Origin of the sequence: Lysinibacillus sp. KU-BSD001 (assembly GCF_042920265.1) — a bacterium.
In the GTDB taxonomy this organism is placed as follows: domain Bacteria; phylum Bacillota; class Bacilli; order Bacillales_A; family Planococcaceae; genus Lysinibacillus_B.
Genome location: NZ_JBDQZI010000008.1, coordinates 60,227 through 84,441, shown reverse-complemented (window position 1 = coordinate 84,441; position 24,215 = coordinate 60,227). Strand labels below are relative to the sequence as shown.

Below are 24,215 nucleotides of genomic sequence, written 5' to 3'. Positions count from 1 at the left end.
GCCGACAACCTCAAAAAGCCTTATGTTTTTTTCTGCTCAACCTTTTTGACGATATAGTTACCGATGATGCCAATCCAAAGTATGGCTACAATATAAAATATGTATTGTGACATAAAATCTCTACCGATGTTAAAAGCAGCTAAAGTAATGGGGATAACTCCTATCAATTGGCACATAAAGAAACATATACGCCAGCCTTTTAAGCTTATACGATTCACCTCATCATATACTTGATGACTACACTCCTTTTCAAATAACGCGGTGTTTCCGTACTTAGTCTGTTATGCATGTTCACCAAATCTATTTTCTGCATAATAAGCGATTTCTTCATCCTGCCGAATAATAGACACCATTTTTTCCACACCTTTAGGAGAAAAAATTCCGCTATCATAAAAATGCAGCCCAAAATTAGCAGCTAATTGTTTAATTTCAATATTGTGATGTTGCAAGAGTGTAATGATTTTGTTTTCGATTAATTGTTCATTGCCTCTTGTATTTTCGTGAAGGTAGTTCAACCCTAAAATAATTTGTTGTTCCTGATTAGATGCTAACGCTGCTTCCACTTCTGCAATCGTCAAGTTGATTTCAAATGGGACAAAGGGAGCATCGTCCACTTCAACTTCTGCTATGTATAACCTATTTAAAAATGTGGTAAAGTTTTGTGCTAATTCAATCACCTGCTCATAGTCCACATCAATATATATAATCGGTGGCTCTTGTTTTGTATACCGATAGTCAAAAGCAAGCCACGAATGTCCATCTCCTGAAAACAACACAATATTTTTCGGCAAATCCCATTCTTGAATGAAGTATTCACTTTGTAGTATACCTTCTTCCTCCCCTATCCCTAAAATATATTCAACCTGAACGTGATCGTCTACCCAAGAAGTTGGGACATTAGAAGGGAATGCATTATAGTGAATATATCCACCATTCTGCTCTTTCAATAAATTAATATACGATTGTGGTAATGTGATGTTCAACTTCTCCTCTGCAAAAGCTACGAGTTCATCTGTTAAAGTGGGTAATCGGTAATAGTCTATCTCTTCTCGCCATATTTTTTTCATCGTTTATGTACTCCTCTCGAAATATAATGGTAGACCCCACTATTTCAACAACTACTATACACAGTATTTTACACTTTTACATCAACTTGTTATCTACGATTTCAACCTCTTAATCCTGTCATAACAGTGAAAATTATAATGAACATGTGATTCTTGTTTACAATGTAATAATATCTATACAAAAACATTACTTTTCGACTTACAAACTAATGGTACAATAATGAATAATTACCTATTAATTGTTAACTTTAGTCATATTTCATCGGATATATGCTGTTCAATTTGTTTACTAAAATGCAAAAGGCGTATTGCTCAGCCCTGTTAATTCTCTTTTATGAACTATGATCCTAACTATTTATATTGAAGAAAATGTTAATGCGCATCGCATAAGGAGATACTACATGAAAATTAGTACATTATTAAAAACTACCGCAACCATTACGTTCATCTTAATAATGGTAAATGGTTGGAGTATTTATTCTTTATTAAAACATTTAGAAAGCGAAACGGATGCTTTAGCCTTAGATGAAGAGGTAACCTCATTAGTCAACCAACTGCAATCATCTTCTGATTACATAACAAACGAAGTAAGAGCATATACGCAATTCGGAGAGAAAGAACACTACGATAATTATTGGAAAGAAGTAGAAGAAACTCAAACACAAGAACGCATTTTTCATAACCTCCAACAACTCGAGGTTCCTACTGAATTATTGGAATTGATTGAATTTGCATATCAAAATTCCAGCGCATTAGTATCCCTAGAAGAAGAAGCCATCCAAGCAGTGGCAGAAGGGGATTTTGAAGAAGCAAGATTTCTCGTTTTTGGTCCAAAATATAAAATCAACAAAGGCATCATTGAACAATCTTTAGTGGAATTTAATACAAAACTAGCCTCTTGGACAGATGCCAAAGTGGCAAAGACCAAACAAAATGTACATACGGGATTAATCATATTAATAGTCTCTGCTTCGCTTGTCATTGTCTCTATCCTTATTGCATTTATCCTTTTATACATGAAAGTGAAGCCACTAGCAAAGCTGACACAAGCGGCAGATGAAATTGCCTCTGGAAACTTAAAAATAGACAGCTTAACAGTCAAGTCAAAAGATGAAGTGGCTCAGTTGGCGTCTTCATTTAATCAAATGGCCATTAATCTAAGAGAAATCTTAACAACCGTAAGTAGAGCAAGTGAAAATTTAACGGCTTCTTCTGAACAATTAGCAGCTAGTACAGCACAAACGAGTGAAGCAGCACATCAGGTGAGTTCTTCTATTGAAGAAGTAGCAAATGGGGCAAATCTGCAGCTGCAACAAATACAAGAAAGTACGCAAACAATTACGGAAGTTTCTAGAGGACTTCAGCTGATCGCTCATAATACGTCTTCTGTTGCACAATCTTCGGAAGAGACAACACAGAAATCACAAATGGGCGAAAAAAGTATTACGCAAGCAATCGGTCAAATGCGAACAATTGAAGAAACGGTGAAAAAGACGGCACAATCGATTGTATTACTGAATGAACGTTCAAAAGAAATCGAGAAAATTATTATTGCCATATCCAATATAGCAGACCAAACAAATTTGTTAGCATTGAATGCTGCCATTGAAGCTGCACGGGCTGGAGAACATGGAAAAGGGTTCGCTGTAGTGGCCGATGAAGTGCGAAAACTAGCTGTACAATCCAATACATCTGCCCAGCACATTACACAAATTATTCAATCGATCCAATCTGATACACTTGCAACAGTAACGCAAATGAATCATGTTACGGAAAGTGTATTAGATGGTGTGAAAATGATTGAACATACAGGAGGGGCATTTAAAGAAATATTGGACTCTACTTATTCTATAGCCAGTCAAATCCAAGAAGTATCCGCTATTTCCGAACAAATAGCCGCTAGTGCTGATCAAGTCAATACTTCCTTTGAATTAGTAATGTCTATTACAGAAAACACCGCCTCAAAAGCACAAACTGTTGCAGGACTTTCTGAGGAGCAATATGCTTCTGTGGAGGAAATTACAGGCTCAACGGACGAATTGAGTAAACTTGCTTTAACGTTAAATGATGAAGTAGGGAAATTTAAGTTTTAATCTTTTTTAGAACGATGACACTTCACTGCGAAACTAAAGTAATATGCAATACAAAGCGGCGACTTATCGTATCATTTAGTCGCCGCTTTCCCTTCTCTATTTTCAACAGCTAAAACCTCGCAATGATTACGTCAAATAAAATAAGCCCCCGCTCATAATGTCAATGCAAATTCGCGGTGTGTAACGCTCCTCTAATGCTGTTTTTTCAATTTCATAGCATTCTGGTTTGTTGTCTACCCCTTCATAAAAATAATCCAGTACACGTAGCTCCTTGGTTAAACGTTGCTGTGCATCACTTGCCCAAGTGTGGTCCTCCTGATGAATAAGCGCTTCGATTGTTTCATCTAACCGCTTCAGGGCGTGCAATGGTTTAATAATATATGGAAGTGCATACACATCCTCTGGTATGTTAGGCGTCAAATGAACGGTGTGTAGTGATTCATGGAAACCGTCCTCCATCTCACCTGTCATTAAATTAATCCCTAATGAATACAACTTTTCTTTCGCGAGATCACATTTGTATGACACTTTATAATTAACACAAAGCCAAGGTGTGAGCGTCGCCCCGCGCTCTACTTGTTCAAACATTTGGACAAAAGCCCCTAGCTCTTTTGTGACACGAAACAACTGGGTAAGCCGCGGCGAACCATAGTTGACAATTTCTCCAGCAAGGCCCTTTTGCATATAGTGTGCATCCGTAATAAACGTCACTTGCATCGGATTAGGTTCACCATTTGTGCTCTCAATATATTGCCAATAAAAAGGGCGATTCATCATTTTTTTATCCATATCAATCGTTAATTGGACTGTCATTACATGTGGACTACTCGTTACAATGTCGCAACCTGTTTCCGTAAAAAATGTTTGTAAATATTGTTGCACTTGTTGTGGGTACATCATTATCCCTCACTTATCAATGAATCAAATCGATTTTTCCGATAAAATGGCATCTAGCTCCCCTACTACTTTTTCAAACACATCAATTTTTTCACTTAACAAACGAACAATGTCTTCTTCAATCGTATGTTGAATGGCTAAATTGTAAATATGCACATCCTGCTCCTGCCCTAAACGATGGACACGACCAATCCGTTGCTCGAGCTTCATCGGATTCCACGGCAAATCATAGTTAATGACATGCGAGCAAAACTGTAGATTGATTCCTTCTCCACCCGATTCAGTCGCAATGAGTACTTGCGCCTTATCTCTAAAAAGCTGCTTCATCCAGTCGCGCTTACTTTTACTAAATTTCCCGTTAAAAGTAACACTCGTTATCCCCTTTGTCTGCAAATACCATTGTAAATACGCTTGTGTTGCACGATATTCTGTAAAAATTAGTACTTTATCATTCGCTTCTTGAATGATTTCGAGTGTTTTTTCTGCCTTTGAGTTGATCTCTAATGCCATTAACTCTTCAATGAGCCTTTCAATATAATCAATTTCCTCTTCATTCGTACATTTTTGCCGCATCATATTGAGCGTTAAATAGGTCGCTTCCTTACTACTACACATTTCTTTAATTAACGTAATCATCGAGAATGCGCCAGAAAATATAGATGAGATATTTTTTAAATGTAGAATTTGGTTATATACCCGCTGCTCCTCATCTGTAAAACAAATAGGCACCATTTCAACACAGCGGTTCGTCCATTCAATACCTGTATCCTGACGACGATTCCTTACCATCACCTGATGCACAAGCTCTTTTAAAAATTCATCATGCTCTAAATCATATTTACTTGCAGAAAAGGCAGATTGAAATGCCTCAAAGCTTCCTAAATGACCTGGTTTTAATAAAGAAATTAAATAAAATAGCTCGAACACATTATTTTGAATCGGTGTAGCCGTTAACAATAAACAAAACTTTTTCTTTAAGCTTTGGACAAATTGGTAGATTTGAGTTTTATGATTTTTTAATTTATGTGCTTCATCAATAATAATCATGTCAAATTGCTGCATGTAAATTTGTTCCCTATGTGGACTTTTTTTCGCTGTATCCATACTCATGACGATGATTGGATAATGGGCAATTTGGGTATTCTTTTTATAGGCATGCGCTGGAATAAAAAATTTACTGTTTAACTCATCTACCCACTGATTTATAAGCGAGGCTGGTGCTAAGATTAGTGCTTTTTTGACAAGCCCACGAATAAGGTACTCTTTTAAAATAAGCCCTGCTTCAATTGTTTTCCCAAGACCTACCTCATCGGCTAAAATCGCCTTGCCATTCATTCGCTCAATGACCGTTTCAGCCACTTGCAATTGATGTGGCAATGGCGAAAGGTTGGACAGAATTTTAGGGCATTGTAAACCAGAGAAATCAGGAATTAGATTCATTTTCTCCACTTCATAACTCATCTTGTATAACTGCCAATTATCCCAAGGGACTTTTTGTTCTAATCGCTCTATAAATCCCTCTTGCCATTCAGACGACCTTTCAATAATTATCCCCGCCACCTCCCAACGTTTTCGCTTAGATTACCCAAAAAAGAAAAAGCTATGTTTGGGAAAAGTAACTAGTGCAATAATGGGTTGATGATTTTTGAGGGCCATTATCCTTAAAGTTTCCATGCGTAGTAAGCCAAATTTATAAACACAATGGATATATAACAAGTCATAACGATTAACAGTAAATGGTAAGCACTAATAGAAATTATATTAAAATAAGGGTTCACTAAAATGAGTAAAATTAACATAATAGCTAAAAGCCAAAAATAACTTATGTAAATGCCCCGCTCTCTAATCTTTTGAGCTCTTTCATCCTTCGCTTTAAAATGACTGTCTAAATAAGCTAAGCAAAAACACATAATCGCTATACCGATTATCATTAAACTTTCTGGAAACTTCCCTTGACTAATATGAGCCCAATTGATGAGTCCACCTACTATTAAAAAGAAAAAGCCCATAATGATACAAAGTGATCTATTCATTATTCTCCCCCTCATAAATAAAGATATCTTCAATTTGACAGTTGAACACACTTGCTAGCTTAAATGCGAGGATGATGGATGGATTATATTTTTCTTTTTCAAGCGAAATAATCGTTTGTCTTGAGACAGCTAATAATTCAGCTAGCTGATCCTGCGTCATATGATGTTGTGCTCGTAGTTTTTTTATATTGTTTTTCATATTTCCTCCATCTAAAAGTAAAGTCAACTTTACGTTAAACAAACTTTACATCGCACTAAAATAAAAGTCAAGTGTACTTTACATTCAGTTACACTTGACTCTCCTACTTTATATTTAATTATGATTATCCACATCACTATACTACTTACTCATCTTATCATCCCAATAATATTGCATTGCTTGAGCTATCCATTGTTCTTCTTGTTTTGAAAAAGGCGAAGGGAAAAGCTCGGTGTTGTCCTCCATTTCAATCTCTTGCCCCTGTAATTCTTGCACAAGCTCCATTGTGCCTGGGTATACTTCAAGCGCTAAGGCAAAATATTGTTCAATCAATGCTTGAACAGTCGGGCTTGCTGCATCTTGTCCAAAAGCCCCTTTTAGCTCATCAAAAAGCCGCGCCATTTTACTGTTTAACTCCATTTGCTTTTCTTCCGATAAACTGTACATTTGCTCAACAGAATCCTTTGGAAAATAATTTTTCAACCATTCCTTTTGCTCATCCTCTTTATGAATATTGTGGATAAGCGCCATAAACACATTCGCATTCACTGTTCCTTGCTCCTCCATCATAAATAATGCGTGATCAAGTGCACGAATGACGTGGTCAAGATGCTCCCTTTTTTGTACCATCTCTTGCTTTTGAAATTGGAGAGATTCTTGTAAATCCCAATCGGTTACATAAATTAATTCGTGAATTTTTTCTAATGAATAGCCTAGAAATTTGAGAGAGACAATTTTTTGGAGCTGAATAATATTTTCATCTGAATAATAACGGCGTCCAGATGCCGAAAGAAAGGCTGGCTTCAATAAATCCATTTCGTCGTAATAATGCAATGTCCGAATGGTCATGCCTGTTTTTTTAGCAAACTCCCCAATAGAATATTGTGTAGACACTATGTCCCCTCCTTGCTTCATGCTTATACTTATTTTAAAAGCTAACGTAACGTGAGATGCAAATGAAAATAGTGTTTCTCATAAAAAATAGAGTGACCAATGCCTTTGTCACTCTATTTCTAATTATGATTCATAATGTCGAATTAAATTTCCAATTAAGTCCAATTGCAGCTCATATTGCTTAAAAACATTTTGAAAAAGCATTTCTGTCACTTCATCCATCGGCATATGATTTCGTTTTACTTCAATTCCTGCCTTTTGTTGAGCTAATTGTGCTTCTAATAATAATTGTTGATTTTGTAATGCTTGGCGTATTTCATCCTTCTCTAAATAGTGGATAAAACTCAGACCCGTATATAGCTGACTCGGCAAATGGACAGAAGACACTTGCAATGCCTCTACTAATAACTGACTAAATTCCTTTTCTCCTGCTGCTGTAATTTTATAAATCGCCTTCGAACGATTACCCGTTTGTTCAATCGAATCAATTTCAACTAATGCTTCCTTCTCCATTTTTTTAAGTGCATGATAAATCGACCCAGGTAAAATACCTGCCCATGCATCCGTTTGACTCTTCGTTAATAATTGTTGAATCTCATACCCAGACATCGGTTTTGATTTTAACAATCCTAAGACCATTAATCTTGTCATAGTGCATACACCTCAATATTAAATATTCAATATTGAGTATTATAACATGAAAATTAGGACGTACGCTTCTTCCAACTTCTCGGTTTCTCCTCACTACTCTCCCATTTAAAGGTTAGAATCGATAGGAACAAAGCAAATAATAAATAAACGAATAGGATACCAAAGCCGATCAACAATATGCCCTCTTCTACTAACAATAAACCTCGAAGTGCCTTCACATAATGTTCAAACGGCAACATTTTACCGATGAACACTACCCATGCTGGTGCACGATCAAGGCTATAAAAAGCTTCACTCATAAAAATCATAGGCAGCTGTATGAAATTAGAAACCATACTAATTTGTGCTTCATTACGCGCAAAATTACTTATAACAAAACCGATACTTGTAAAACAAAGTGTCCCTATGACAATTAGTAAAAACGTTAGCAGGAGTGTACTGCCCGTTACATTTATATCAAACAATAAAATACCCGTGAGCCATACGATGAAATTAATGAGTACACCAACAGATGTCCTTGCCAGTACCATGATAAAGATAAATAAAATGAGTGGCATAGGTGTTAGCTTTACTAATTTATACACGCCCCGATTTCGCTGTGCATGTACTTGGAACGCAATCCCTTGCATTCCCCAAAATATTGTACTGATAGCTGTAATCCCTGCAACAATTTGCAGTTGCTGTTGACCTTGATCGAAATAATAGCCTAAACCAATCATCAGGAGTAACGGAAAGGCTAATGAATAAAATACCGTAATCTTATCTCTTACAGCCGTAACAAGCATCGATTTAAAAATTACTTGAAACATTGCGTTCCCCTCCAATAGCCAATTTCAAATACAATTGCTCCAAATTCGATACATGATGCTCCCTACATAATGCACTTGGATTTCCTTGTGCAATGATTTCTCCTTCGTCAATCATCATCACCCTTGTAGCTAACTTGTCGACTTCATCCATATCATGTGAAGTAAAAACAACAGTTTTATTCTGCTTATGAAGCTGCTTGATGAGATGATGAATTTCCTGACGCGCACGTGGATCGAGCGCTGCTGTCGGTTCATCTAAAAAGATAAGGTCTGGATTATGAATGAGTGCAATCGAAATCGCTAATCTTTTTTGCTGTCCACCCGAAAGTTTGGACGCATCCACTTTCCTTACATCATATAAACCACATATTTTTAGCATGTCATTCACTTGGCAATCTGTTAATTTTTTTTTATAAAAAGCAGCAAAAAGCTTTAAATTTTCAAAGGCATTGAGACCTACAAAAAATGGTGCTGCCTGAAGCTGTACGCCAATTTTTTCTTTGTATGCATCCAACCAATAATTGATTTCCCCTGCATCTGCCTTTCTAAGACCAATCAATATTTCGAGTGTCGTTGATTTCCCTGCACCATTTGGACCAATAACAGCTAAAATCTCCCCTTGCCCAATCTCCAAATGAATCCCTTTCACAATTTTACGCTTGTTATACGACTTTTGAAGATTTATTGCCTGAATATACATTATTATTAACCCCCTTTTAGTCAACAACAAATACTCAACGTTGAATATTAACTGTTGACTATATAATATGTCACACTACTTAGAAAAGTAAAGGATTTTTCATTTAATATTTTTTATTTCCAATCCAGTAGTGCATCATTTGCACCATGCCAATTATGATGAGAAGTGTTACAGCCATATTCAGGAGCCATGCCTCTCCCATACTACCGACCATTAGCGTCGAAATGGCTCGAACGCTCATACTGCCAGGATTGATTAGATCAAGCAATGGATGTAGCCCCGCAGTGAATCGACACAACAAAAGCACGACAATACTCACTAACGCAATAAATGCCTGACTATGAAACATAGCACTAAGCATGACTACAAACGTCATGACAAATAGGAGCCAAACACTATAAACCGCTAATGCAAGTAGCATATTGGCAAGTGGTACAGCAGCAAACAAAAAGCCTGTGTAACTATATGACACAAAATAACCAATTGCTACACAACTAGCAGCTAATACATAGTGTGTAATCAGTTTACTCCCTAAATAAGAAGCAATGGAAACGGGTCTTGTTAAAATAAATGCCAGCATGCCATTGGCTCTTTCTGCTTGAATAACGCCCATCGTTGCAATGACAAGAATGATAATACCAAGTTGATCAAATTGTGAGCTTAATGTAGAGGCGAGTACTTCCTGTCCATCATAATTAGTCATAGCCGGATCAATTGTAATGCCTTCTACTCCACCAAACATTTCTACTATAACAGGCAAATAAAACATCAGTATCGGTTGAGTTAGCCCTAACAATATAAACACAATAGGTAGCCAAATGATTTTATAGTCGTGCATCATTTGACTGATTTCCTTTTTACTTAGTGCAAAAAATGTACTCATACATCCACCACCAATGATAAAAATTTCTCTTCCAGGCTTTCGTTGCCGCCTATTTCGAACTTTTGAAAGCGAATATGTTCTTTTAGTACATGCTGCAAGAAATGATGTGTATTTTTTTCTACATCATCTATAAAAATTTTAAAACGCCCATGTACATGTTCTATTTTTTGTATATATGGCAACTGTTCCAGCCTTTTTAACCTTTGCTCATCTTCTAATTGGATTGTTATATAAATGACATTTTCCCGCTGTTGATTCAGTAGGTCCGTTTTTGTAGCATCTTCTATTTTCTTCCCGTTTTTCATCATGACAAAGCGCTCACAAATTTCTTCCGCATCCCCTAAAATATGTGTAGACAATAAAATCGTCGTGTCCTTTTTAATGTCTTTTAGCAAATTTAACACTTCTCTTCGGCCAATCGGATCTAGCGCTGATACAGGTTCATCCATAATAAGTAACGCTGGTTTATGCAGCAAGGCTTGTGCAATCCCTAAACGTTGCTTCATCCCCCCTGAAAAGGTTCCCACTTTGGCTTGTGCTTCATTTGCTAATCCTACGTTGGCTAAAATTTTTGGAATGTCCATATGCAATTGCTCTTTCGCTATCCCCGATAAAGTCCCCATAAACTGCAATGTATCGTAAGCTGTCATCCATGTGAAAAAGCTAGGATACTGAGGCAAATAACCAATTTGATTTTTCTGAGCAGCTATTTTTTGACCATCCAATAAAATATTTCCTTCATCAGCCTCTAAAATATCGGCAATCATTTGTATTAGCGTTGTTTTACCTGCCCCATTTGGTCCAATTAACCCTACACATTCATTCTTCTCGATCACCATTGAAAACTGTTCGACAGCCGTTCGTTGTTTAAATTTCTTTGTAATGTTATTAATCTCTAATCGCACGCTTACTTACATCCTTTCTACCTGTAGTAAAATATAAAATCGGTCCAATCGTATTAAATAATAAAATAATGACCGTCCACTTTAAGACATTTTCGCGTACCTTTCGATGACGATATAAGTCCATTAAAGCAATCATAATTAATAACAGTGACAATACGACAAATGGAATTAAAATGGGCAAAATCACGCCCCACTCAATTTCCCCTAGTTCATCAAATCCATAGTGCAGTTGCATATTTTCATCCCCTTTTGTTATCATTATCAATAATGATAATATAAAGGTGAAGGAAATTCACTATCTTTTTTTAACTTTACAAGCCATTTATTCTGTATTATCTTTTGTGATAACATTATCACTTTTTATAAAAATGATTGGTTATTGCAGTGATTACAACTTTTAAATGATTCGGAGGCGCTCATGATGCGAAGCAAAGCAGAAGTGTTAATGCACCCTGTGAGAATGAAAATTTTACAGGCACTTATGCAAAATAAAGAAGGTGGTTTAAGTACATTGGAGATGATTACCGTCATTAAAGATGTTCCGCAAGCTACTTTATATCGACATATTCAAATATTAGTGGATGAAAATATTATTCACGTTATTAAAGAAAGAAAAGTACGTTCCGTCACGGAGAAATTTTATTCTTTACATGAAGGGGCAGCTCGACTGAATGATGCCGACTGGAAAGGCTTATCGAAAGAACAAAAAATAAATTACATCTCCAACTATCAATTAGTATTACTATCCCAATATCAACATTATTTACAATCGCTTGAGGATAAAGCACAAGATGAAGATTCAGCTACCTTTTCATTCATAGAGCTAACATTAACAGACGAGCAATTCACATATTTTCATCAAGAGCTCAACGGTTTAGTGACAAAATACTATCAAATGAACAACCTAACGGAAGAAGCAGAAACAAGAACGATTGCGATTAATATTATTCCAAAAACTTAAAGCAGAAGGACAAGCAAAACGGCGACTTTTATTTTTGCGTCGCCGTTTCGTATGATGATACAATCCCCCTATTCTGCATTATGCTTTTTTAACATCTCTTGCAAATATGCTTCTGATTTCCCAACAGGAATACTAAGGCTTGCCCAATTCACTCCCTTCAATTGCTTCCCAATATATATCATTTGCCCTACATGATACGCATAATGAGCCAACTGTCTTTCTAATGCATCAATTACACTATGTTTTTCCCCACGAATCACTACTGTCTTTAACAAATCATCTGTTTGTAATGTATTTAACGTATCAAAAACCGTAGCCCATCCCTCTTCCCATAGTGAATAAAGTTGTTCTAATGAGGATATCGTATCTTGAAATTCTTGTTCACGATTTCTATCGGGCTTTTCACCATCTGTCGTTAAAAAATCGGTCCATCTTGATATCATATTCCCACTTAAATGCTTTACTATTATGGCGATACTATTAGATGCCTCGTTCGGCTGCCAATGGACTTCTTCTTTCGTTACCTGTTGAATAGCACCATCCCCAAGTTTTTTCACACTTTCAAATCTAGCTCGAATCACTTTTAAATACTCCCATTCCACCGTCACTTAACCTGCCTCCTTTTCACAAGACCCTACTCTATATATTGCTGTTACGTACTTAACTTATATGCTCTAATACCGAAATGTATGGATCAAAATATTACAGGGGAATGCAAAAATTTCGACGAAGGAACTAGCGGTGGCTGTTCATTTATCTTCTCTAGCTGTCTTAAATTAGAGGAACAACAAATGATTGAAGGATATTATGCACATGTCTCTCTCAAAAAATGAACCGTCCTATTTGGGTCCTTATATTGCTTAAATCAAAAGATTGTAAAGCGTTAGCAAACAAAAGTAGTTACTTAATTCTGTAGAAAGTTTAGAACACTTTATCGATGTATCCATGCAATACGGCACACCCTCGACGAATATCGTACTATCTTCATAGGAGAAAAGGATAATTGAACCTTTTGTGATTCAAAATATATAAAATAACTGCCCCTCGAATAATACTGTCTATTATTCAAAGAACAGTTAATCGTATTATTTTTTCAACATTAAATGATGACGATAACCAAAAATAACAGTACTCGCTAAAATGATTGGTGCAGTGATAAATATTGCTACATAGCGGATGAACGTCCAATCCGTTATCGTCTCGTCTAAAATGTTTATCCTTGCAAAACAAGGCACAAATATGACAACAATAAAGACATACACACTCAATTTCAGCATTGCTTTATGTTTATTTGGGTATGCTTGATGGATATATACAATCGCTACTATTGTAATGAGAAGGACAATACCAATAAACAAAAACAGAATGGATGGAACTTCCTGATTGCTCAAAAATGGTGACCCGAACAACAAAAGGGCTACCAATAGAACACTCGCCACATTTCTCATTGTTTCTCCTCCCTTAATAGATGATCATAATACCTGCCCAAATATCCCTACCGAAAGCGTTTATCACCTCGCTTCAATTTAGTGCGTGCCAAAATAATACACATCTTGGTTGTACAGTTATAGCTGCTGTATGTGGATTTTCATGTGATATACATCAAATCGTAATACTCGATTGATTGTATTGGATATTAGAAACGGCATAGTTTGCCTGATCAATAGCAAACTCCTATAAGAAATTACACATTCCCCCAACTTTCCCATGCTTTAAAAAAATTACGTTTTTTGCAATATACTCGATATTTGACACAATATGAGTCGACAATAAAATTATTTTACTTTGCGCCAGTGTCGACAAAATGCCTCTCAACCCAATCCGTTCATTTGGATTCAGTTCAGGGGTTTGTTCATCTAAACTTTAAGAGCATTGAAAAACCCCCTATTCAACTTTCAATGATATAAATTTGGTAAAATTTTATAATTTCGTGGATTTTTCGTCCAAACCGATTTACTATCCGTCTATTATAGTAGAAAGGAGGTTGCCGAATGGAGCTGGAACAATTGATTGAAACTTACAGTGATTATTTGTATCAAATTGCTTTCATTTATGTGAAGGATGAGCGAGTAGCAGAGGAAGTTGTGCAGGATGTCTTTTTTACTTATTACAAAAAGCGTGAACAATTCCAAGGCAAAAGTTCGTTGAAAACCTATTTAGTGAAAATGACGATTAATCGGAGCTATGATTATTTACGAAGCTGGAAGGCACGGACGTTTCCATTATTTCAGCTATTTGAGTCAAAGGTGGAGCGGGCCGATCAACCGCTTTTGAAAAAGGAAGCACGGGGGGAAGTCGTATCGGCTGTGTTAACATTGCCTGTTAAATATCGAGAGGTGCTCTTATTTTATTACTATGAACATATGACAACAAAGGAGATTGCACATTTTCTTGCTACACCCGAATCGACTATTAAATCTCGACTACAACGTGCTCGTCAGGAGCTGAAGCCAAAACTTGCCAAAATCGACTGGGAGGTGTTATTTGATGAATAATGAGTTAAATAAATTTGAACAACAGCTAAAAGAAATCCGTTTATCGGCCGCACAAAAAAAGCAGCTACAAACAACGATTTATACAAAGCGTGCGCCAAAAAACTATACATATCCGGCTGTCCTCGCCTCATTTGTAGCAATGACCCTTTTTCTATTATTTATCTCTCTACAGCCTAGTAGTGAAAATGCGATTGTTACAGCAAGTGATGCAGGTGAATCATTTATCAGTGACATGCCGAAAAATATAATCCAATGGGGTGTTGCTACCCTTATCTCTTTTGTATTAGCAAGCGTATTCGCTGTTCTTTTACTATTCAAATCTACACGTTGGAATAATGTACGTGCCATTCAATATGGTCGACGCTTATTGACATTCAAGAAAAATCATCATTTGATTTTGTTTATTTTCGCGATTGGACTGGTTTTATGTATCGCCAGTGGTGCTGTAATCGTAACGGAATCCCTTTCGATCCTGCACGGTTATTTTCTGTTACTTTATAACATTCATGCTACACTTCTTTTATTATGGCTTGTAAAAGATGCGCCTCATCCTACTTGCCCATGTTGCAAAGAACCGTTACCCCAAAAATTCATTACTAGGAGACTGCGATATTCTGCTAAGGAAACATGTCCGTATTGCGATGAAAGGCTTTACCTTACTAAACAATCTAAAAGAAAGTTTCACCTTGCTTCAGGGGTGTTTATTGCGGGCTATATTATATTTGGGCTACTAGGGATTCCGTTATTTATTTTAATTGGGATATTCGGTTGGTACTCCATCATTTTCAGTATCGTTCTGCCTCCATATTTAGCTCAGTTTACAGATGACCCACAATATCTTTGGTAAGAAATCTAGTACTGACTAGTCTTTAAATAAAAATGGAAATACCGATACAATATGGAAAGGGGGGTGGCGATATGCGTATTGGTGATTGGTCTGCAATGGGGATGATGATGTATAGTCATTACCAGCGGAATATGAATGCGATGAATAAGGCTCTTCTCCGCATTTCATCGGGGTATCGTATTAATAGTGCCGCTGACGATGCAGCAGGGCTGGCTATTTCTGAAAAGATGCGGGCTCAAATTAGAGGATTAAATATGGCGAGTAAAAATATTCAAGACGGGATGTCATTATTGCAAACAGCAGAAGGTGCCTTAAACGAAACACATGCGATGATTCAACGCATGCGTGAGCTATCCGTACAAGCTGCCAATGACACGCTAACCGATGCAGACCGTGAGCTACTCGACATCGAATTCCAGCAGTTAAAAGAAGAAATTACACGTGTGTCAAGAGATACTGAATTCAATACGAAAACACTATTAAATGGGGATCATGCTAGTGACCCACTCAAAATTCAAGTCGGTGCGAATAGCGGACAGTCTATTGACATTTTTATTAATGGAATGAGCGGAGCAGCCATTGGTCTCGATAGCTTGGATATAAAAACAAGGGAAAATGCAGATGCAGCCATTTCAGCATTAGATGACTCATTAAAAAACGTCTCACATGAGCGTGCGCAATTAGGTGCTTATTATAATCGGTTAGAGCATGCTTATAATGTGACAGAAAACACAGCAGAAAATTTAACAGCTGCTGAATCTCGCATTCGTGATGCCGATATTGCGAAAGAAATGATGAATATGACAAAGGTAAGTATTTTGATGCAAGCAGCGATGTATGCCATGACTTTGCATAGACAACAAGCTTTTTCGATTTTGCAGTTGTTGAATCCAAAATAATAATAGTTGACTAGGTGCCTTCGCTGAGAAAAGACAAGTAGGCACCTTTCTTTTTTAAAAAAAACGCGTATAAACAAGAAACAAAATGAGGAGGACTGCTACCGTACCTAAAACAGACATTGCATAGGCAGATACTCCTTTGTTGTAAGTGTACTCCCCTTCCCTCATTGCCTTTCTATACTTTCCATTCCCTTCTTTTACGGCTATTGCTACATCTGTGCTGATTCCTTGAATTGAATAGTATTTTGTTCCTTTTTTATAGGTGTTTGAAAAGTTGCCACCATACTGTTCCATATCCGAATAGTTCGTTACATGACCGATCTCATCATTTATATGTGTAACGTATTCATCACTTATGACATAAATATGATCATCCCATACAACAAATGAATACGCCCAACTTGTCCCTAATGCTTGGCTCGGTAAATAAAAAATCATGAATACAACTAGTAAACTTGTAGCAGCTACTAACGGTTTACTCCGCATACGCTCCCTCCTCGTGCATTGTTGTTATAAATTTAGACTATTAACTGGAGAGGAAGTTACGCTATTTTTGAATTTATTAAAAATCTTTTGGTAAATAAGGGAAGGGGATTTACGTATTTGTTTGCAAAACTATATAGTCGGTTTTTAAAATTTAGAGTTAAAAAAGGAGGCTGATTTAACAAAGGTAGTGCATTCACCTATTTCAAATACTCTTTGTGACTCTAAAAAACAAATGCCTTCTATATAGTAATAGTTTTTTCAAATAGAGCTATGTTACGAGGCATAATATCGATAAATGGAGTTATACTAACTGCGGTTTCACATTAGAAATCTTCATAATTATTAAGGAGGAGATACCGATGAGCAAGAAGGACTATTTAGATCCAAAATCTCAGAAGATCCACCAGAACTGGACCAATATCAAGCACGCTAAATCTCAAGTAAATGGACAAACGGAGATTTCTCTTCATAACCAAATATTGAGATCAGAAGCAAAAGCTCGACAGTTTTAAATTATTATGAAGAGTTCAGTGAAATCAAACCCGGAAGTTAGTTTCCGGGTTTTTGTTTTGTTGTACCAGGGAGAAGGGTGGTACAACGCTGGTACGTACCTGGTACAATGGTGGTACCTCGGTGGCACCAGCTACGAATTTCTCCTTCGCATATCCCTCAGCATAGCCGAGACGATACGCGTTATATAATAGGAAGTACCAACTAAACCGACAATTCCCACAACGATTAAAAACGGGATTTGACTGGAAAACATCATGCCGACGACAAACATTACAAAGAAAAATAATACTCCAACACTATTGGCGATAGACAAATGAGTAGCCTCCCCTCTTTGCTTATTGATTGTATAGCTCAAAAAGAGAAAATTATTCACTGCTTCCATACTAAAATAAAAAAATCAAGATTACGTAATGCGCAATCTTGATTTTCTATATGTATATGCACAGCACAAGCTGCCTGGTGGATTACAGACGGTCCTGATTAGTCATTACCTCAACCAGTGCCCCAGGATTTGAAAGAGGCTTTAGCGTTAAACTTTTAACGTTGATGTTTTAAGAACTTTGAAGCGTGAATTTTAACTTTTAAACTTTTAGCTTTGAGCCTTTATTAATTATATTAGTTGATTAAAAGTATTTGTAAGGGTGTTCATTATTTTAACTCGTGCACACCAAAAACGAGTGACTAATCGTTTTCTGTTTTCGCAAGACTATGCAAAGGATTTATTGTTGTACTTCGATAAATGTTGTGGCATTTGATTCAGAGAGTACCGCATCTACTTCTGATTCAAATTCGTCAATCTTCGCTTCTAATGTATCGATTACCTTCTTTACATTTAGTGGGTCGAGTAATTCATACTCGTTCCGTTTCATAAAGGTTTCCGTATGTAGCTTTACTTCTTCAGGTGATTGCTTGTCTTTATTCCCTAAAATATTCACTAAATATGTTTCAAGCTTTTCGGGTAGAGCATTGTTGTTCGTTGCTACTCTTTGCATCGCACTCATATATTGCTTATGTAGCATGCCCAATAACTCTTTTTCATATTGAATCGATTGCTTTCGTTCAATCGCTTCCGCAACCGTCATTTGTTCGTTATTAACTTTGACTATTGTTTTCGCATTTGATTCCACAACTAATGCTTTTAATCGATTTCGATAGGCAATTAACCCTACCACTTTATCATAGGAGCCTTGCATATTTTTCATAAACTCATCTATGTCAACACCATTGATTTTTGTCTCGCTTTTGCGATGGGCTGCCGCAGCCATTACTTGTCCTGTAACGCTCTCAATTCGGTTATGTAACATCTTTAGTTCTGTTAATGCGCGGTGAATTGTCATTTTCTTCAATTCCGTCAATTGTATCGCCTCTTTCGAAAAGATTTGTAAGCACCACACTACTATACTAAAATAAAAAACAATTATTCAAATAATAGGTTAAACATTTGAATTTGATTTTATGATCGTTCTAAAATTTCACAATTAATGATAGAAGAAAACCGAAAAATTCCGAGAGGTTGTGCTACAAGTTTATCAAAATAGAATATGGGCAGATCACTTCCACCTACCTCATTATTTTACCTCGACATCGAATATAAAAGTGATTACACCTTGTTGCCATTCTGCCGTTACTTCATACATATAGTACCCCTCATCAGCTGGTAATGTTAGCTCATTTTCCTTTACATCTACTGTTGTCAGTTTCTTCTCTTGATCATGTTGATACACTGAAATGGAGAGCGGCTTTTTTTCGAAGCTAAATTTTAATTTACTATTTTTAGCAACCGATATGTTTTGAAGTTCCTCAGCTAGCTCCTCTATCGTGTTAGCTCGAATATGTTTCATTTCAGTATTTTTTTCTTTCCAGTTATATCGATAAGATTCCATTATATATTCTTGGTCATCTATAATCATTTTCCCTTCAGGAACTTGCCGAACATTGTTCATACTAGAATTGCACGCAACTAAAAAAACGGAAAATAAAACGAAGAAAATGGCCCTTTTCATTATGTTCCTCTTTTCTATTAAATGAGTATAACAAACATATACAATATACAGGAAAGAGCGGAATAATACGACAGAATAAAAACCTAAATAATTAATAATTTTACTATATTATCCTAATTCATTTATGACGAAAGCGGAGCAAATAGGGGCTTTTCGCGGTTCACCCACTCGGCACCTCGATTACATGACTTCTTTTTTGAAGATTCCTCTTATCATAAGTACAAGCCCCGTTAAAAATAAAATTGGGAATAAAATAACGATAACTCCCGCTGCAGCAAAACCTTCTCCCTCGTAAATCCCGTAGCTTATGCCTAAAAGCCAAGATAATAATGGTGCAATGACCAACATCGTCGTAATGCCCCAAATAATTTGCTTATATTTGCTAGTTGTCCCTTTCGTTAATACAATAGCTACTATGAGCCCAATCAATAAGATCCCGATTGCCATCATGATGCTTTGTCCTCCTGTTGCCTGTTCTTTCTCACCCATTGTGTTTTGTTCCATATTGAGCTCATGTAAATTGTTGTGTAATATAAAGTCCTTCACATAGGAAACCACCTTATGCGAGTTACCTTCCACATCATAGCCTACATGATAAATAAAGCCGTTATAATACGTGTATAACTCATTGGCACTTGTTGCTGTTACATTCACTTTATTCGAACCTTCATCATATGTGAAATAGCGATAGACAAGCGCACTATTGGTTGTACGTATTTGGTGCATAAGCGGTGTCGTCTCATCTAGCAGCTCATGTAACACTAAGTTGCCTACAGCATCTTCATGTAAAGTCGAAAAATCATTCGTCTTCATAATATCCATAAAATGTTTAGCAACCGAAATGATAATATACTCGGGCTTTTCCGTGTTTTCATTTTCAATTGTAAATGTAAACTGTAGTTCTGTTTGCATACCATCATTTACAGCTAGCACTTCTGCATTCGCTTCTTGAAATGGTTCGATTATTTTAGGGATTTTTACATGATTCGCATGAATAAATTCTGTTAATACGACCGGCTTGAAATACGTTAACTGGCGCAAATATTGAGAATCGTAATCCTTAAATAGCTCACTATAGGCGACCCCGTCTCCATCAACCTGTTCAAAGACATTTAATAGCGTATAACCTGAAGCCATTTGATAATATTCTGTATCGCCCTTCAATTGCCCAATGATAAATAAAAATGTGGCTGCGGTCACGATTATTGCCAATACAGGCGCTAAAATATAGGTCTTCTTTTTTTTCTTATAAAGATTTTGTTTTACCTGTTGGATAATCGCCTGTTCGTGTCGCTCTGTATTGCGTAGCTCTTTTAATTTATATGGACTCATGCAAAAGCACCTCCCACTCAATGGATTTCAGCTTTTCTTTTAACTGTGCTCGCCCTTTCGACAGGCGCGATTTTACGGTACTGTCTGGAACTTGTAACAAAGAAGCAATTTCCTTAATGTTCAATCCTTCTAAATAGTAATAAGCAATCGATTCTCGTTGTTTGAGCGGTAAGGAAAGAATAGCTTTGCTGATTTCCTCCTCCTCATCTTGCTGCACTAAGGCATCTTTTTCTGTCATTGTTTTATGGAGAAACCATTTTTCTTGTAAAATTAATTTTCGGTAATGCCAGCTCTTTAAATAGTCTTTTGCTTTATTGGCTGTCATTTTCAGTAAATAAGGTTTGACTTCGTGTTCAGCCAATGGGATATCCATTTGAAAAAATTTAATAAAGACATCTTGCACGATATCTTCAGCTGTATGTAAGTTTTTCGTATAATAATAGGCGATTCGAAATAGTAGGGACGTATGTATCAACATTAGCTGATTTATTGCTTCCTCATCTCTCATCTGTCTCCCCCCTCTCTATTACAAACGATGCTCGACGTGAAAAGGACGAAAAGAAAACGGATTTTTTCAAATCCGTTTTCTTTTCGATTGCCTATGTACTGTACGTACTCGGTACTTCCCTGGCACCACGATGGTACGTACCTGGTACTTCCCTGGTACCACGGTGGTACGTACCTGGTACTTCCCCGACACAATTACCTCAACCTCTTTTTAATTTGCTTCATTTCATAGGTCAAATAATCTAACTGCTTTTTAATCGTCTCCATATCTTTGTTATTATTCGCCTTTTTCTGTTCTGCCTCTTCTAATGCAAGCGCAGCTGCTATCGTTCCTAATGATTCACCAAATATGCTAATCGTACTGGCAATAATAGCGAGTCTAGCTGCTTGGCTTTCTGCATCAAGGATTTGGTTATTCAAACTAGAGTCTTTTTCATTGTTCATCAGCCAATCCTCCATATCCACAAAATAAGACCAACTTAAACACATCATATGCATACCATCAAGCTCTGGTGCTGTCAGCGTAATACTTCTAAAACCATTCTCGTCGTTTGTAATAAATGACCATCAAAATTTTCTTCAAATTCATCGATTACTTTAAAGTTTCTAGCGAGGTAAAATTGCTTGCCTACTTGGTTGTCCAATTCAACATGGATGTAAACGGCATTAGGGCATAATTGATCAATCCCAAATGTTAGTAGCTTTGAGCCGACTCCTTTTCCTTTAACTTCAGGTAGTAAATAAATAGCCGTAAGCTCCACCTCACCATGGGCTTTGACATTTGAAAAATTAGCAAAGCCACTAATGCTACCATTCTCCTCTGCTACATAGAACGGTGTTTGTTCACGACGTTTCTGCAGCGTCTCTTTGTTGTAAGCCATGGCTAAAAAGTTATTTTGAATCTGTTTCGGAATGTGATCCCTTCGTATGTCACATGCCAGCTGTTAATCGTCATTTGCTCACTCCTTACTATTTTGTTGAAAATTTCAAACAGTTCCTCTATAATAGTCTATTAAATAACCTACGCGATGAAAAGGAAAGTACGTAAGTGGATTTTGATAGAGAGCTTCTGCTGGTGGAAATGAAGCATTTGAACCTTACTGAAAATGGCCTTGGAGCGTTCGTACCGAGCTATTTAGTTAGGCTACGACGAGATGACACTCGTTACAACGGAAGCGGTATCTCTTTTGACGTACTGGCAGAGGCAAGCTGTGTGAGCAGTTTGTAAATTTAGGTGGTAACACGACTAGATCGTCCTAATCTTTTATAGATTAGGGCGTTTTTTTTATTTTTAGGAGGGAATTTTTTTATGACAGTCGTTATTGGCGGCGCTTGGCCGTATGCAAATGGCTCTTTACATCTCGGGCATATTTCAGCACTTTTACCAGGAGATATTTTAGCAAGATATTATCGTTTAAAAGGAGAAAAAGTTTTATACATATCGGGCAGTGATTGCAACGGAACACCTATTTCCATTCGGGCAACTCAAGAAGGAACGACAACGGAAGCGATTGTGACTAAATATCATGAAGAATTTGTCGATTGTTTTACGAAGCTCGGCTTTAGCTACGATTTGTACACAAGAACAGATGCTACACATCATCACGAATCCGTACAGCACATCTTTTTAACATTACTAGAAAACGGTTGGCTGTATAAAAAAGTAATTGAACAAGCCTATTGTGAAACAGACAAACAGTTTTTACCGGATCGTTTCGTGGAAGGCATTTGTCCACAATGTGGATCGAAGGCACGCGGCGATCAATGCGATTATTGCTCTACTATTTTAGACCCACTTGATTTAGGCGAAAAGCGTTGCAAAATTTGTGGCAATGCGCCTATTATTCGTTCGACAGAGCACTTTTACTTTGCTTTTAGTAAGCTACAGCAACAGCTCGAAAGCTTCGTTCAACATGCAGAAACAAGCCGCTTATGGCGAGATAACGCAATCCGATTAACAAAACGCTATTTAGCTGAAGGTGTACGTGACCGCGCTGTTACAAGAGATTTACCGAATGGTGTCGATGTCCCTGTCGAAGGATTTGAAGAAAAGAAAATTTATGTATGGATTGAGGCCGTTTCTGGCTATTTAACGGCAAGCTTAGAATGGGCAAAGCAACATAATGAATCCATTGACAATTGGTGGAATGAACATACGATTTCTTATTATATTCATGGAAAAGATAATATCCCGTTTCATACCGTCATTTGGCCAGCTATTTTAATGGGCATCGGTCAACAGGCTCTGCCAACACATATTATCTCAAATGAGTATTTGACACTAGAAAAACGTAAGCTATCGACTAGTCAGAATTGGGCTGTATGGGTACCCTATATAGTAGAAAATTACAATCCAGACTCGCTTCGTTATTTTTTGACTATCAATGCGCCTGAACAGCGGGATACGGATTTTTCTTGGCGTGAGTTTATATACAGTCATAATAGTGAGTTACTCGGTGCTTTTGGTAATTTTGTCAATCGGACATTGAAATTTATCGAAAAATCCTTTAGCTCACACATTCCTGTAGGGACAATTGATACGGCCATCCAAGTTCAAACGCAAGCGCTGTACGATACAGTTGGCATGCTCATTGAAAAGGGACATTGCAAGCAAGCACTCGAAGCTGTTTTTGACTATGTACGAGCAGGCAATAAATATTTCGATGCGCAAAAACCTTGGATTCAATTAAACGAAGATCTAAAAGGATGCGAACAAACATTACGAACATGTAGCTATATGATTGTGAACTTAGCTACATTATTAGCACCATTCTTACCATTTACAACACAACGTTTATACCAATTATTCAATATCAAGCAGCAAAAATGGCAGGAACATACGTTGCTACCAACGACAATCGGGCACGTATCCCCACTGTTTGAACGCATTGATACAAAGCGTATTGAAGAAGAATATAAACAGCTATTAACCAATTCAAAATAAACTATCGGGGCTGTCCGAAAAGTGTTACTTTTTCGGACAGTGCTTCGTTCGTATGTTCAATATCCGCTGCAGGCGGTGCTTCTGCGGTGGTAGAAAT

At 37.0% G+C, this 24,215-nt stretch carries 29 protein-coding genes, 1 pseudogene and 1 other annotated feature; of the genes and pseudogenes, 8 read left to right on the top strand and 22 right to left on the bottom strand.

The annotated features are described in order from the left end of the window. Positions 1-281: 281 nt before the first annotated feature. Complete coding sequence (locus AAGS61_RS12920; protein ID WP_391372446.1) at positions 282-1,067, bottom strand: SMI1/KNR4 family protein; 786 nt, start codon at positions 1,065-1,067, stop codon at positions 282-284. Between the two features lie 401 nt (positions 1,068-1,468). Here AAGS61_RS12920 and AAGS61_RS12915 point away from each other — a divergent pair, with 401 nt between their 5' ends. Further along, positions 1,469-3,160: a methyl-accepting chemotaxis protein gene (locus AAGS61_RS12915; RefSeq protein ID WP_391372443.1), complete on the top strand. Its 1,692-nt coding sequence runs from the start codon at positions 1,469-1,471 to the stop codon at positions 3,158-3,160. Positions 3,161-3,286: 126 nt separating this feature from the next. Here the strand turns inward: AAGS61_RS12915 and AAGS61_RS12910 are convergent, their stop codons facing one another. The 11 genes from AAGS61_RS12910 to AAGS61_RS12860 all read right to left on the bottom strand — a co-directional run bounded on the left by AAGS61_RS12910 (position 3,287) and on the right by AAGS61_RS12860 (position 11,366). Further along, positions 3,287-4,057 (bottom strand): YqhG family protein, encoded by a 771-nt coding sequence (locus tag AAGS61_RS12910; RefSeq protein WP_391372440.1) that lies wholly within the window; start codon positions 4,055-4,057, stop codon positions 3,287-3,289. A gap of 24 nt (positions 4,058-4,081) precedes the next feature. After that, on the bottom strand, positions 4,082-5,608 hold the full coding sequence (locus AAGS61_RS12905) for a DEAD/DEAH box helicase (protein WP_391372695.1): 1,527 nt from the start codon (positions 5,606-5,608) through the stop codon (positions 4,082-4,084). Between the two features lie 110 nt (positions 5,609-5,718). Continuing rightward, the gene (locus AAGS61_RS12900) at positions 5,719-6,090 is read right to left on the bottom strand and encodes a hypothetical protein (protein ID WP_391372438.1); all 372 of its coding nucleotides are present in this window, start codon (positions 6,088-6,090) and stop codon (positions 5,719-5,721) included. Continuing rightward, positions 6,083-6,289 (bottom strand): helix-turn-helix transcriptional regulator, encoded by a 207-nt coding sequence (locus AAGS61_RS12895; RefSeq protein ID WP_391372436.1) that lies wholly within the window; start codon positions 6,287-6,289, stop codon positions 6,083-6,085. The genes AAGS61_RS12900 and AAGS61_RS12895 overlap by 8 nt, the downstream gene beginning before the upstream one ends. A 141-nt stretch (positions 6,290-6,430) precedes the next feature. Beyond that, a complete protein-coding gene (locus tag AAGS61_RS12890; RefSeq protein ID WP_391372433.1) occupies positions 6,431-7,183 on the bottom strand; it encodes a MerR family transcriptional regulator in 753 nt (250 codons plus the stop codon). 123 nt (positions 7,184-7,306) lie between these two features. Next, on the bottom strand, positions 7,307-7,834 hold the full coding sequence (locus AAGS61_RS12885) for a PadR family transcriptional regulator (protein WP_391372431.1): 528 nt from the start codon (positions 7,832-7,834) through the stop codon (positions 7,307-7,309). A 53-nt stretch (positions 7,835-7,887) separates the two neighbouring features. Next, the gene (locus AAGS61_RS12880; RefSeq protein ID WP_391372428.1) at positions 7,888-8,643 is read right to left on the bottom strand and encodes an ABC transporter permease; all 756 of its coding nucleotides are present in this window, start codon (positions 8,641-8,643) and stop codon (positions 7,888-7,890) included. After that, positions 8,624-9,343, bottom strand: coding sequence for an ABC transporter ATP-binding protein (locus AAGS61_RS12875; RefSeq protein WP_391372426.1), 720 nt, complete (start codon positions 9,341-9,343; stop codon positions 8,624-8,626). Before AAGS61_RS12875 ends, AAGS61_RS12880 begins: the two co-directional genes overlap by 20 nt. Before the next feature lie 103 nt (positions 9,344-9,446). Beyond that, complete coding sequence (locus AAGS61_RS12870; RefSeq protein WP_391372424.1) at positions 9,447-10,226, bottom strand: ABC transporter permease; 780 nt, start codon at positions 10,224-10,226, stop codon at positions 9,447-9,449. After that, the gene (locus AAGS61_RS12865; RefSeq protein WP_391372421.1) at positions 10,223-11,131 is read right to left on the bottom strand and encodes an ABC transporter ATP-binding protein; all 909 of its coding nucleotides are present in this window, start codon (positions 11,129-11,131) and stop codon (positions 10,223-10,225) included. Before AAGS61_RS12865 ends, AAGS61_RS12870 begins: the two co-directional genes overlap by 4 nt. After that, a complete protein-coding gene (locus tag AAGS61_RS12860) occupies positions 11,115-11,366 on the bottom strand; it encodes a PLD nuclease N-terminal domain-containing protein (protein WP_391372418.1) in 252 nt (83 codons plus the stop codon). Before AAGS61_RS12860 ends, AAGS61_RS12865 begins: the two co-directional genes overlap by 17 nt. A gap of 186 nt (positions 11,367-11,552) precedes the next feature. On the opposite strand from AAGS61_RS12860, the gene AAGS61_RS12855 reads away from it, so the two are divergent. After that, positions 11,553-12,092 carry a helix-turn-helix domain-containing protein gene (locus AAGS61_RS12855; protein WP_391372692.1) on the top strand — a complete coding sequence of 180 codons (540 nt, stop codon included), beginning with the start codon at positions 11,553-11,555 and terminating at the stop codon, positions 12,090-12,092. Between the two features lie 68 nt (positions 12,093-12,160). Here the strand turns inward: AAGS61_RS12855 and AAGS61_RS12850 are convergent, their stop codons facing one another. Then, positions 12,161-12,700: a DUF1572 family protein gene (locus tag AAGS61_RS12850; protein WP_391372415.1), complete on the bottom strand. Its 540-nt coding sequence runs from the start codon at positions 12,698-12,700 to the stop codon at positions 12,161-12,163. 85 nt (positions 12,701-12,785) lie between these two features. Between AAGS61_RS12850 and AAGS61_RS12845 the strand changes: the two are divergent. Continuing rightward, positions 12,786-13,082: pseudogene (locus tag AAGS61_RS12845) on the top strand (AsnC family transcriptional regulator). A 95-nt stretch (positions 13,083-13,177) separates the two neighbouring features. Here the strand turns inward: AAGS61_RS12845 and AAGS61_RS12840 are convergent. Next, a complete protein-coding gene (locus tag AAGS61_RS12840) occupies positions 13,178-13,540 on the bottom strand; it encodes a hypothetical protein (protein WP_391372412.1) in 363 nt (120 codons plus the stop codon). A 543-nt stretch (positions 13,541-14,083) separates the two neighbouring features. Between AAGS61_RS12840 and AAGS61_RS12835 the strand changes: the two genes are divergently transcribed. From AAGS61_RS12835 to AAGS61_RS12825, 3 genes are all read left to right on the top strand, one after another. After that, positions 14,084-14,587, top strand: coding sequence for a sigma-70 family RNA polymerase sigma factor (locus tag AAGS61_RS12835; protein WP_391372409.1), 504 nt, complete (start codon positions 14,084-14,086; stop codon positions 14,585-14,587). Further along, complete coding sequence (locus tag AAGS61_RS12830) at positions 14,580-15,434, top strand: hypothetical protein (RefSeq protein WP_391372406.1); 855 nt, start codon at positions 14,580-14,582, stop codon at positions 15,432-15,434. The genes AAGS61_RS12835 and AAGS61_RS12830 overlap by 8 nt, the downstream gene beginning before the upstream one ends. A 71-nt stretch (positions 15,435-15,505) precedes the next feature. Then, a complete protein-coding gene (locus tag AAGS61_RS12825; protein ID WP_391372404.1) occupies positions 15,506-16,333 on the top strand; it encodes a flagellin in 828 nt (275 codons plus the stop codon). 54 nt (positions 16,334-16,387) lie between these two features. Here AAGS61_RS12825 and AAGS61_RS12820 read toward each other — a convergent pair whose 3' ends face one another. Beyond that, the gene (locus AAGS61_RS12820) at positions 16,388-16,819 is read right to left on the bottom strand and encodes a hypothetical protein (protein WP_391372401.1); all 432 of its coding nucleotides are present in this window, start codon (positions 16,817-16,819) and stop codon (positions 16,388-16,390) included. A 359-nt stretch (positions 16,820-17,178) separates the two neighbouring features. Here AAGS61_RS12820 and AAGS61_RS12815 point away from each other — a divergent pair, with 359 nt between their 5' ends. Further along, on the top strand, positions 17,179-17,331 hold the full coding sequence (locus AAGS61_RS12815) for a YpzG family protein (RefSeq protein WP_391372398.1): 153 nt from the start codon (positions 17,179-17,181) through the stop codon (positions 17,329-17,331). 131 nt (positions 17,332-17,462) lie between these two features. Here the strand turns inward: AAGS61_RS12815 and AAGS61_RS12810 are convergent, their stop codons facing one another. From AAGS61_RS12810 to AAGS61_RS12780, 7 genes are all read right to left on the bottom strand, one after another. Continuing rightward, positions 17,463-17,645 (bottom strand): hypothetical protein, encoded by a 183-nt coding sequence (locus AAGS61_RS12810; RefSeq protein WP_391372395.1) that lies wholly within the window; start codon positions 17,643-17,645, stop codon positions 17,463-17,465. A gap of 406 nt (positions 17,646-18,051) precedes the next feature. Then, positions 18,052-18,687, bottom strand: a complete 636-nt coding sequence (locus AAGS61_RS12805; RefSeq protein ID WP_391372393.1) for a hypothetical protein — start codon at positions 18,685-18,687, stop codon at positions 18,052-18,054. A 213-nt stretch (positions 18,688-18,900) separates the two neighbouring features. Continuing rightward, a complete protein-coding gene (locus AAGS61_RS12800; RefSeq protein ID WP_391372390.1) occupies positions 18,901-19,335 on the bottom strand; it encodes a hypothetical protein in 435 nt (144 codons plus the stop codon). A gap of 180 nt (positions 19,336-19,515) precedes the next feature. After that, a complete protein-coding gene (locus AAGS61_RS12795; RefSeq protein ID WP_391372387.1) occupies positions 19,516-20,667 on the bottom strand; it encodes a hypothetical protein in 1,152 nt (383 codons plus the stop codon). Continuing rightward, positions 20,654-21,175: a sigma-70 family RNA polymerase sigma factor gene (locus AAGS61_RS12790; RefSeq protein ID WP_391372384.1), complete on the bottom strand. Its 522-nt coding sequence runs from the start codon at positions 21,173-21,175 to the stop codon at positions 20,654-20,656. Before AAGS61_RS12790 ends, AAGS61_RS12795 begins: the two co-directional genes overlap by 14 nt. A gap of 194 nt (positions 21,176-21,369) precedes the next feature. After that, positions 21,370-21,666 carry a hypothetical protein gene (locus AAGS61_RS12785; RefSeq protein WP_391372381.1) on the bottom strand — a complete coding sequence of 99 codons (297 nt, stop codon included), beginning with the start codon at positions 21,664-21,666 and terminating at the stop codon, positions 21,370-21,372. A gap of 26 nt (positions 21,667-21,692) precedes the next feature. Beyond that, positions 21,693-22,055: a GNAT family N-acetyltransferase gene (locus AAGS61_RS12780; RefSeq protein WP_391372378.1), complete on the bottom strand. Its 363-nt coding sequence runs from the start codon at positions 22,053-22,055 to the stop codon at positions 21,693-21,695. 138 nt (positions 22,056-22,193) lie between these two features. Beyond that, positions 22,194-22,436, top strand: a binding site (T-box leader). A gap of 47 nt (positions 22,437-22,483) precedes the next feature. Between AAGS61_RS12780 and metG the strand changes: the two genes are divergently transcribed. Then, entirely contained in the window at positions 22,484-24,118 is a 1,635-nt protein-coding gene (metG, locus tag AAGS61_RS12775) for a methionine--tRNA ligase (protein ID WP_391372376.1), read from the top strand. Positions 24,119-24,215 lie beyond the last annotated feature (97 nt).

Coding starts and splice junctions, on each gene's coding strand:
- AAGS61_RS12870 (WP_391372424.1), bottom strand. CDS start 10,226: ATGAGTACATTTTTTGCACTAAGTAAAAAGGAAATCAGTCAAATGATG.
- AAGS61_RS12900 (WP_391372438.1), bottom strand. CDS start 6,090: ATGAATAGATCACTTTGTATCATTATGGGCTTTTTCTTTTTAATAGTA.
- AAGS61_RS12855 (WP_391372692.1), top strand. CDS start 11,553: ATGCGAAGCAAAGCAGAAGTGTTAATGCACCCTGTGAGAATGAAAATT.
- AAGS61_RS12830 (WP_391372406.1), top strand. CDS start 14,580: ATGAATAATGAGTTAAATAAATTTGAACAACAGCTAAAAGAAATCCGT.
- AAGS61_RS12800 (WP_391372390.1), bottom strand. CDS start 19,335: ATGAAAAGGGCCATTTTCTTCGTTTTATTTTCCGTTTTTTTAGTTGCG.
- AAGS61_RS12790 (WP_391372384.1), bottom strand. CDS start 21,175: ATGAGAGATGAGGAAGCAATAAATCAGCTAATGTTGATACATACGTCC.
- AAGS61_RS12880 (WP_391372428.1), bottom strand. CDS start 8,643: ATGTTTCAAGTAATTTTTAAATCGATGCTTGTTACGGCTGTAAGAGAT.
- AAGS61_RS12840 (WP_391372412.1), bottom strand. CDS start 13,540: ATGAGAAATGTGGCGAGTGTTCTATTGGTAGCCCTTTTGTTGTTCGGG.
- AAGS61_RS12895 (WP_391372436.1), bottom strand. CDS start 6,289: ATGAAAAACAATATAAAAAAACTACGAGCACAACATCATATGACGCAG.
- AAGS61_RS12910 (WP_391372440.1), bottom strand. CDS start 4,057: ATGTACCCACAACAAGTGCAACAATATTTACAAACATTTTTTACGGAA.
- AAGS61_RS12860 (WP_391372418.1), bottom strand. CDS start 11,366: ATGCAACTGCACTATGGATTTGATGAACTAGGGGAAATTGAGTGGGGC.
- AAGS61_RS12885 (WP_391372431.1), bottom strand. CDS start 7,834: ATGACAAGATTAATGGTCTTAGGATTGTTAAAATCAAAACCGATGTCT.
- AAGS61_RS12825 (WP_391372404.1), top strand. CDS start 15,506: ATGCGTATTGGTGATTGGTCTGCAATGGGGATGATGATGTATAGTCAT.
- AAGS61_RS12795 (WP_391372387.1), bottom strand. CDS start 20,667: ATGAGTCCATATAAATTAAAAGAGCTACGCAATACAGAGCGACACGAA.
- AAGS61_RS12915 (WP_391372443.1), top strand. CDS start 1,469: ATGAAAATTAGTACATTATTAAAAACTACCGCAACCATTACGTTCATC.
- AAGS61_RS12780 (WP_391372378.1), bottom strand. CDS start 22,055: ATGGCTTACAACAAAGAGACGCTGCAGAAACGTCGTGAACAAACACCG.
- metG (WP_391372376.1), top strand. CDS start 22,484: ATGACAGTCGTTATTGGCGGCGCTTGGCCGTATGCAAATGGCTCTTTA.
- AAGS61_RS12815 (WP_391372398.1), top strand. CDS start 17,179: ATGAGCAAGAAGGACTATTTAGATCCAAAATCTCAGAAGATCCACCAG.
- AAGS61_RS12920 (WP_391372446.1), bottom strand. CDS start 1,067: ATGAAAAAAATATGGCGAGAAGAGATAGACTATTACCGATTACCCACT.
- AAGS61_RS12835 (WP_391372409.1), top strand. CDS start 14,084: ATGGAGCTGGAACAATTGATTGAAACTTACAGTGATTATTTGTATCAA.
- AAGS61_RS12820 (WP_391372401.1), bottom strand. CDS start 16,819: ATGCGGAGTAAACCGTTAGTAGCTGCTACAAGTTTACTAGTTGTATTC.
- AAGS61_RS12875 (WP_391372426.1), bottom strand. CDS start 9,343: ATGTATATTCAGGCAATAAATCTTCAAAAGTCGTATAACAAGCGTAAA.
- AAGS61_RS12785 (WP_391372381.1), bottom strand. CDS start 21,666: ATGATGTGTTTAAGTTGGTCTTATTTTGTGGATATGGAGGATTGGCTG.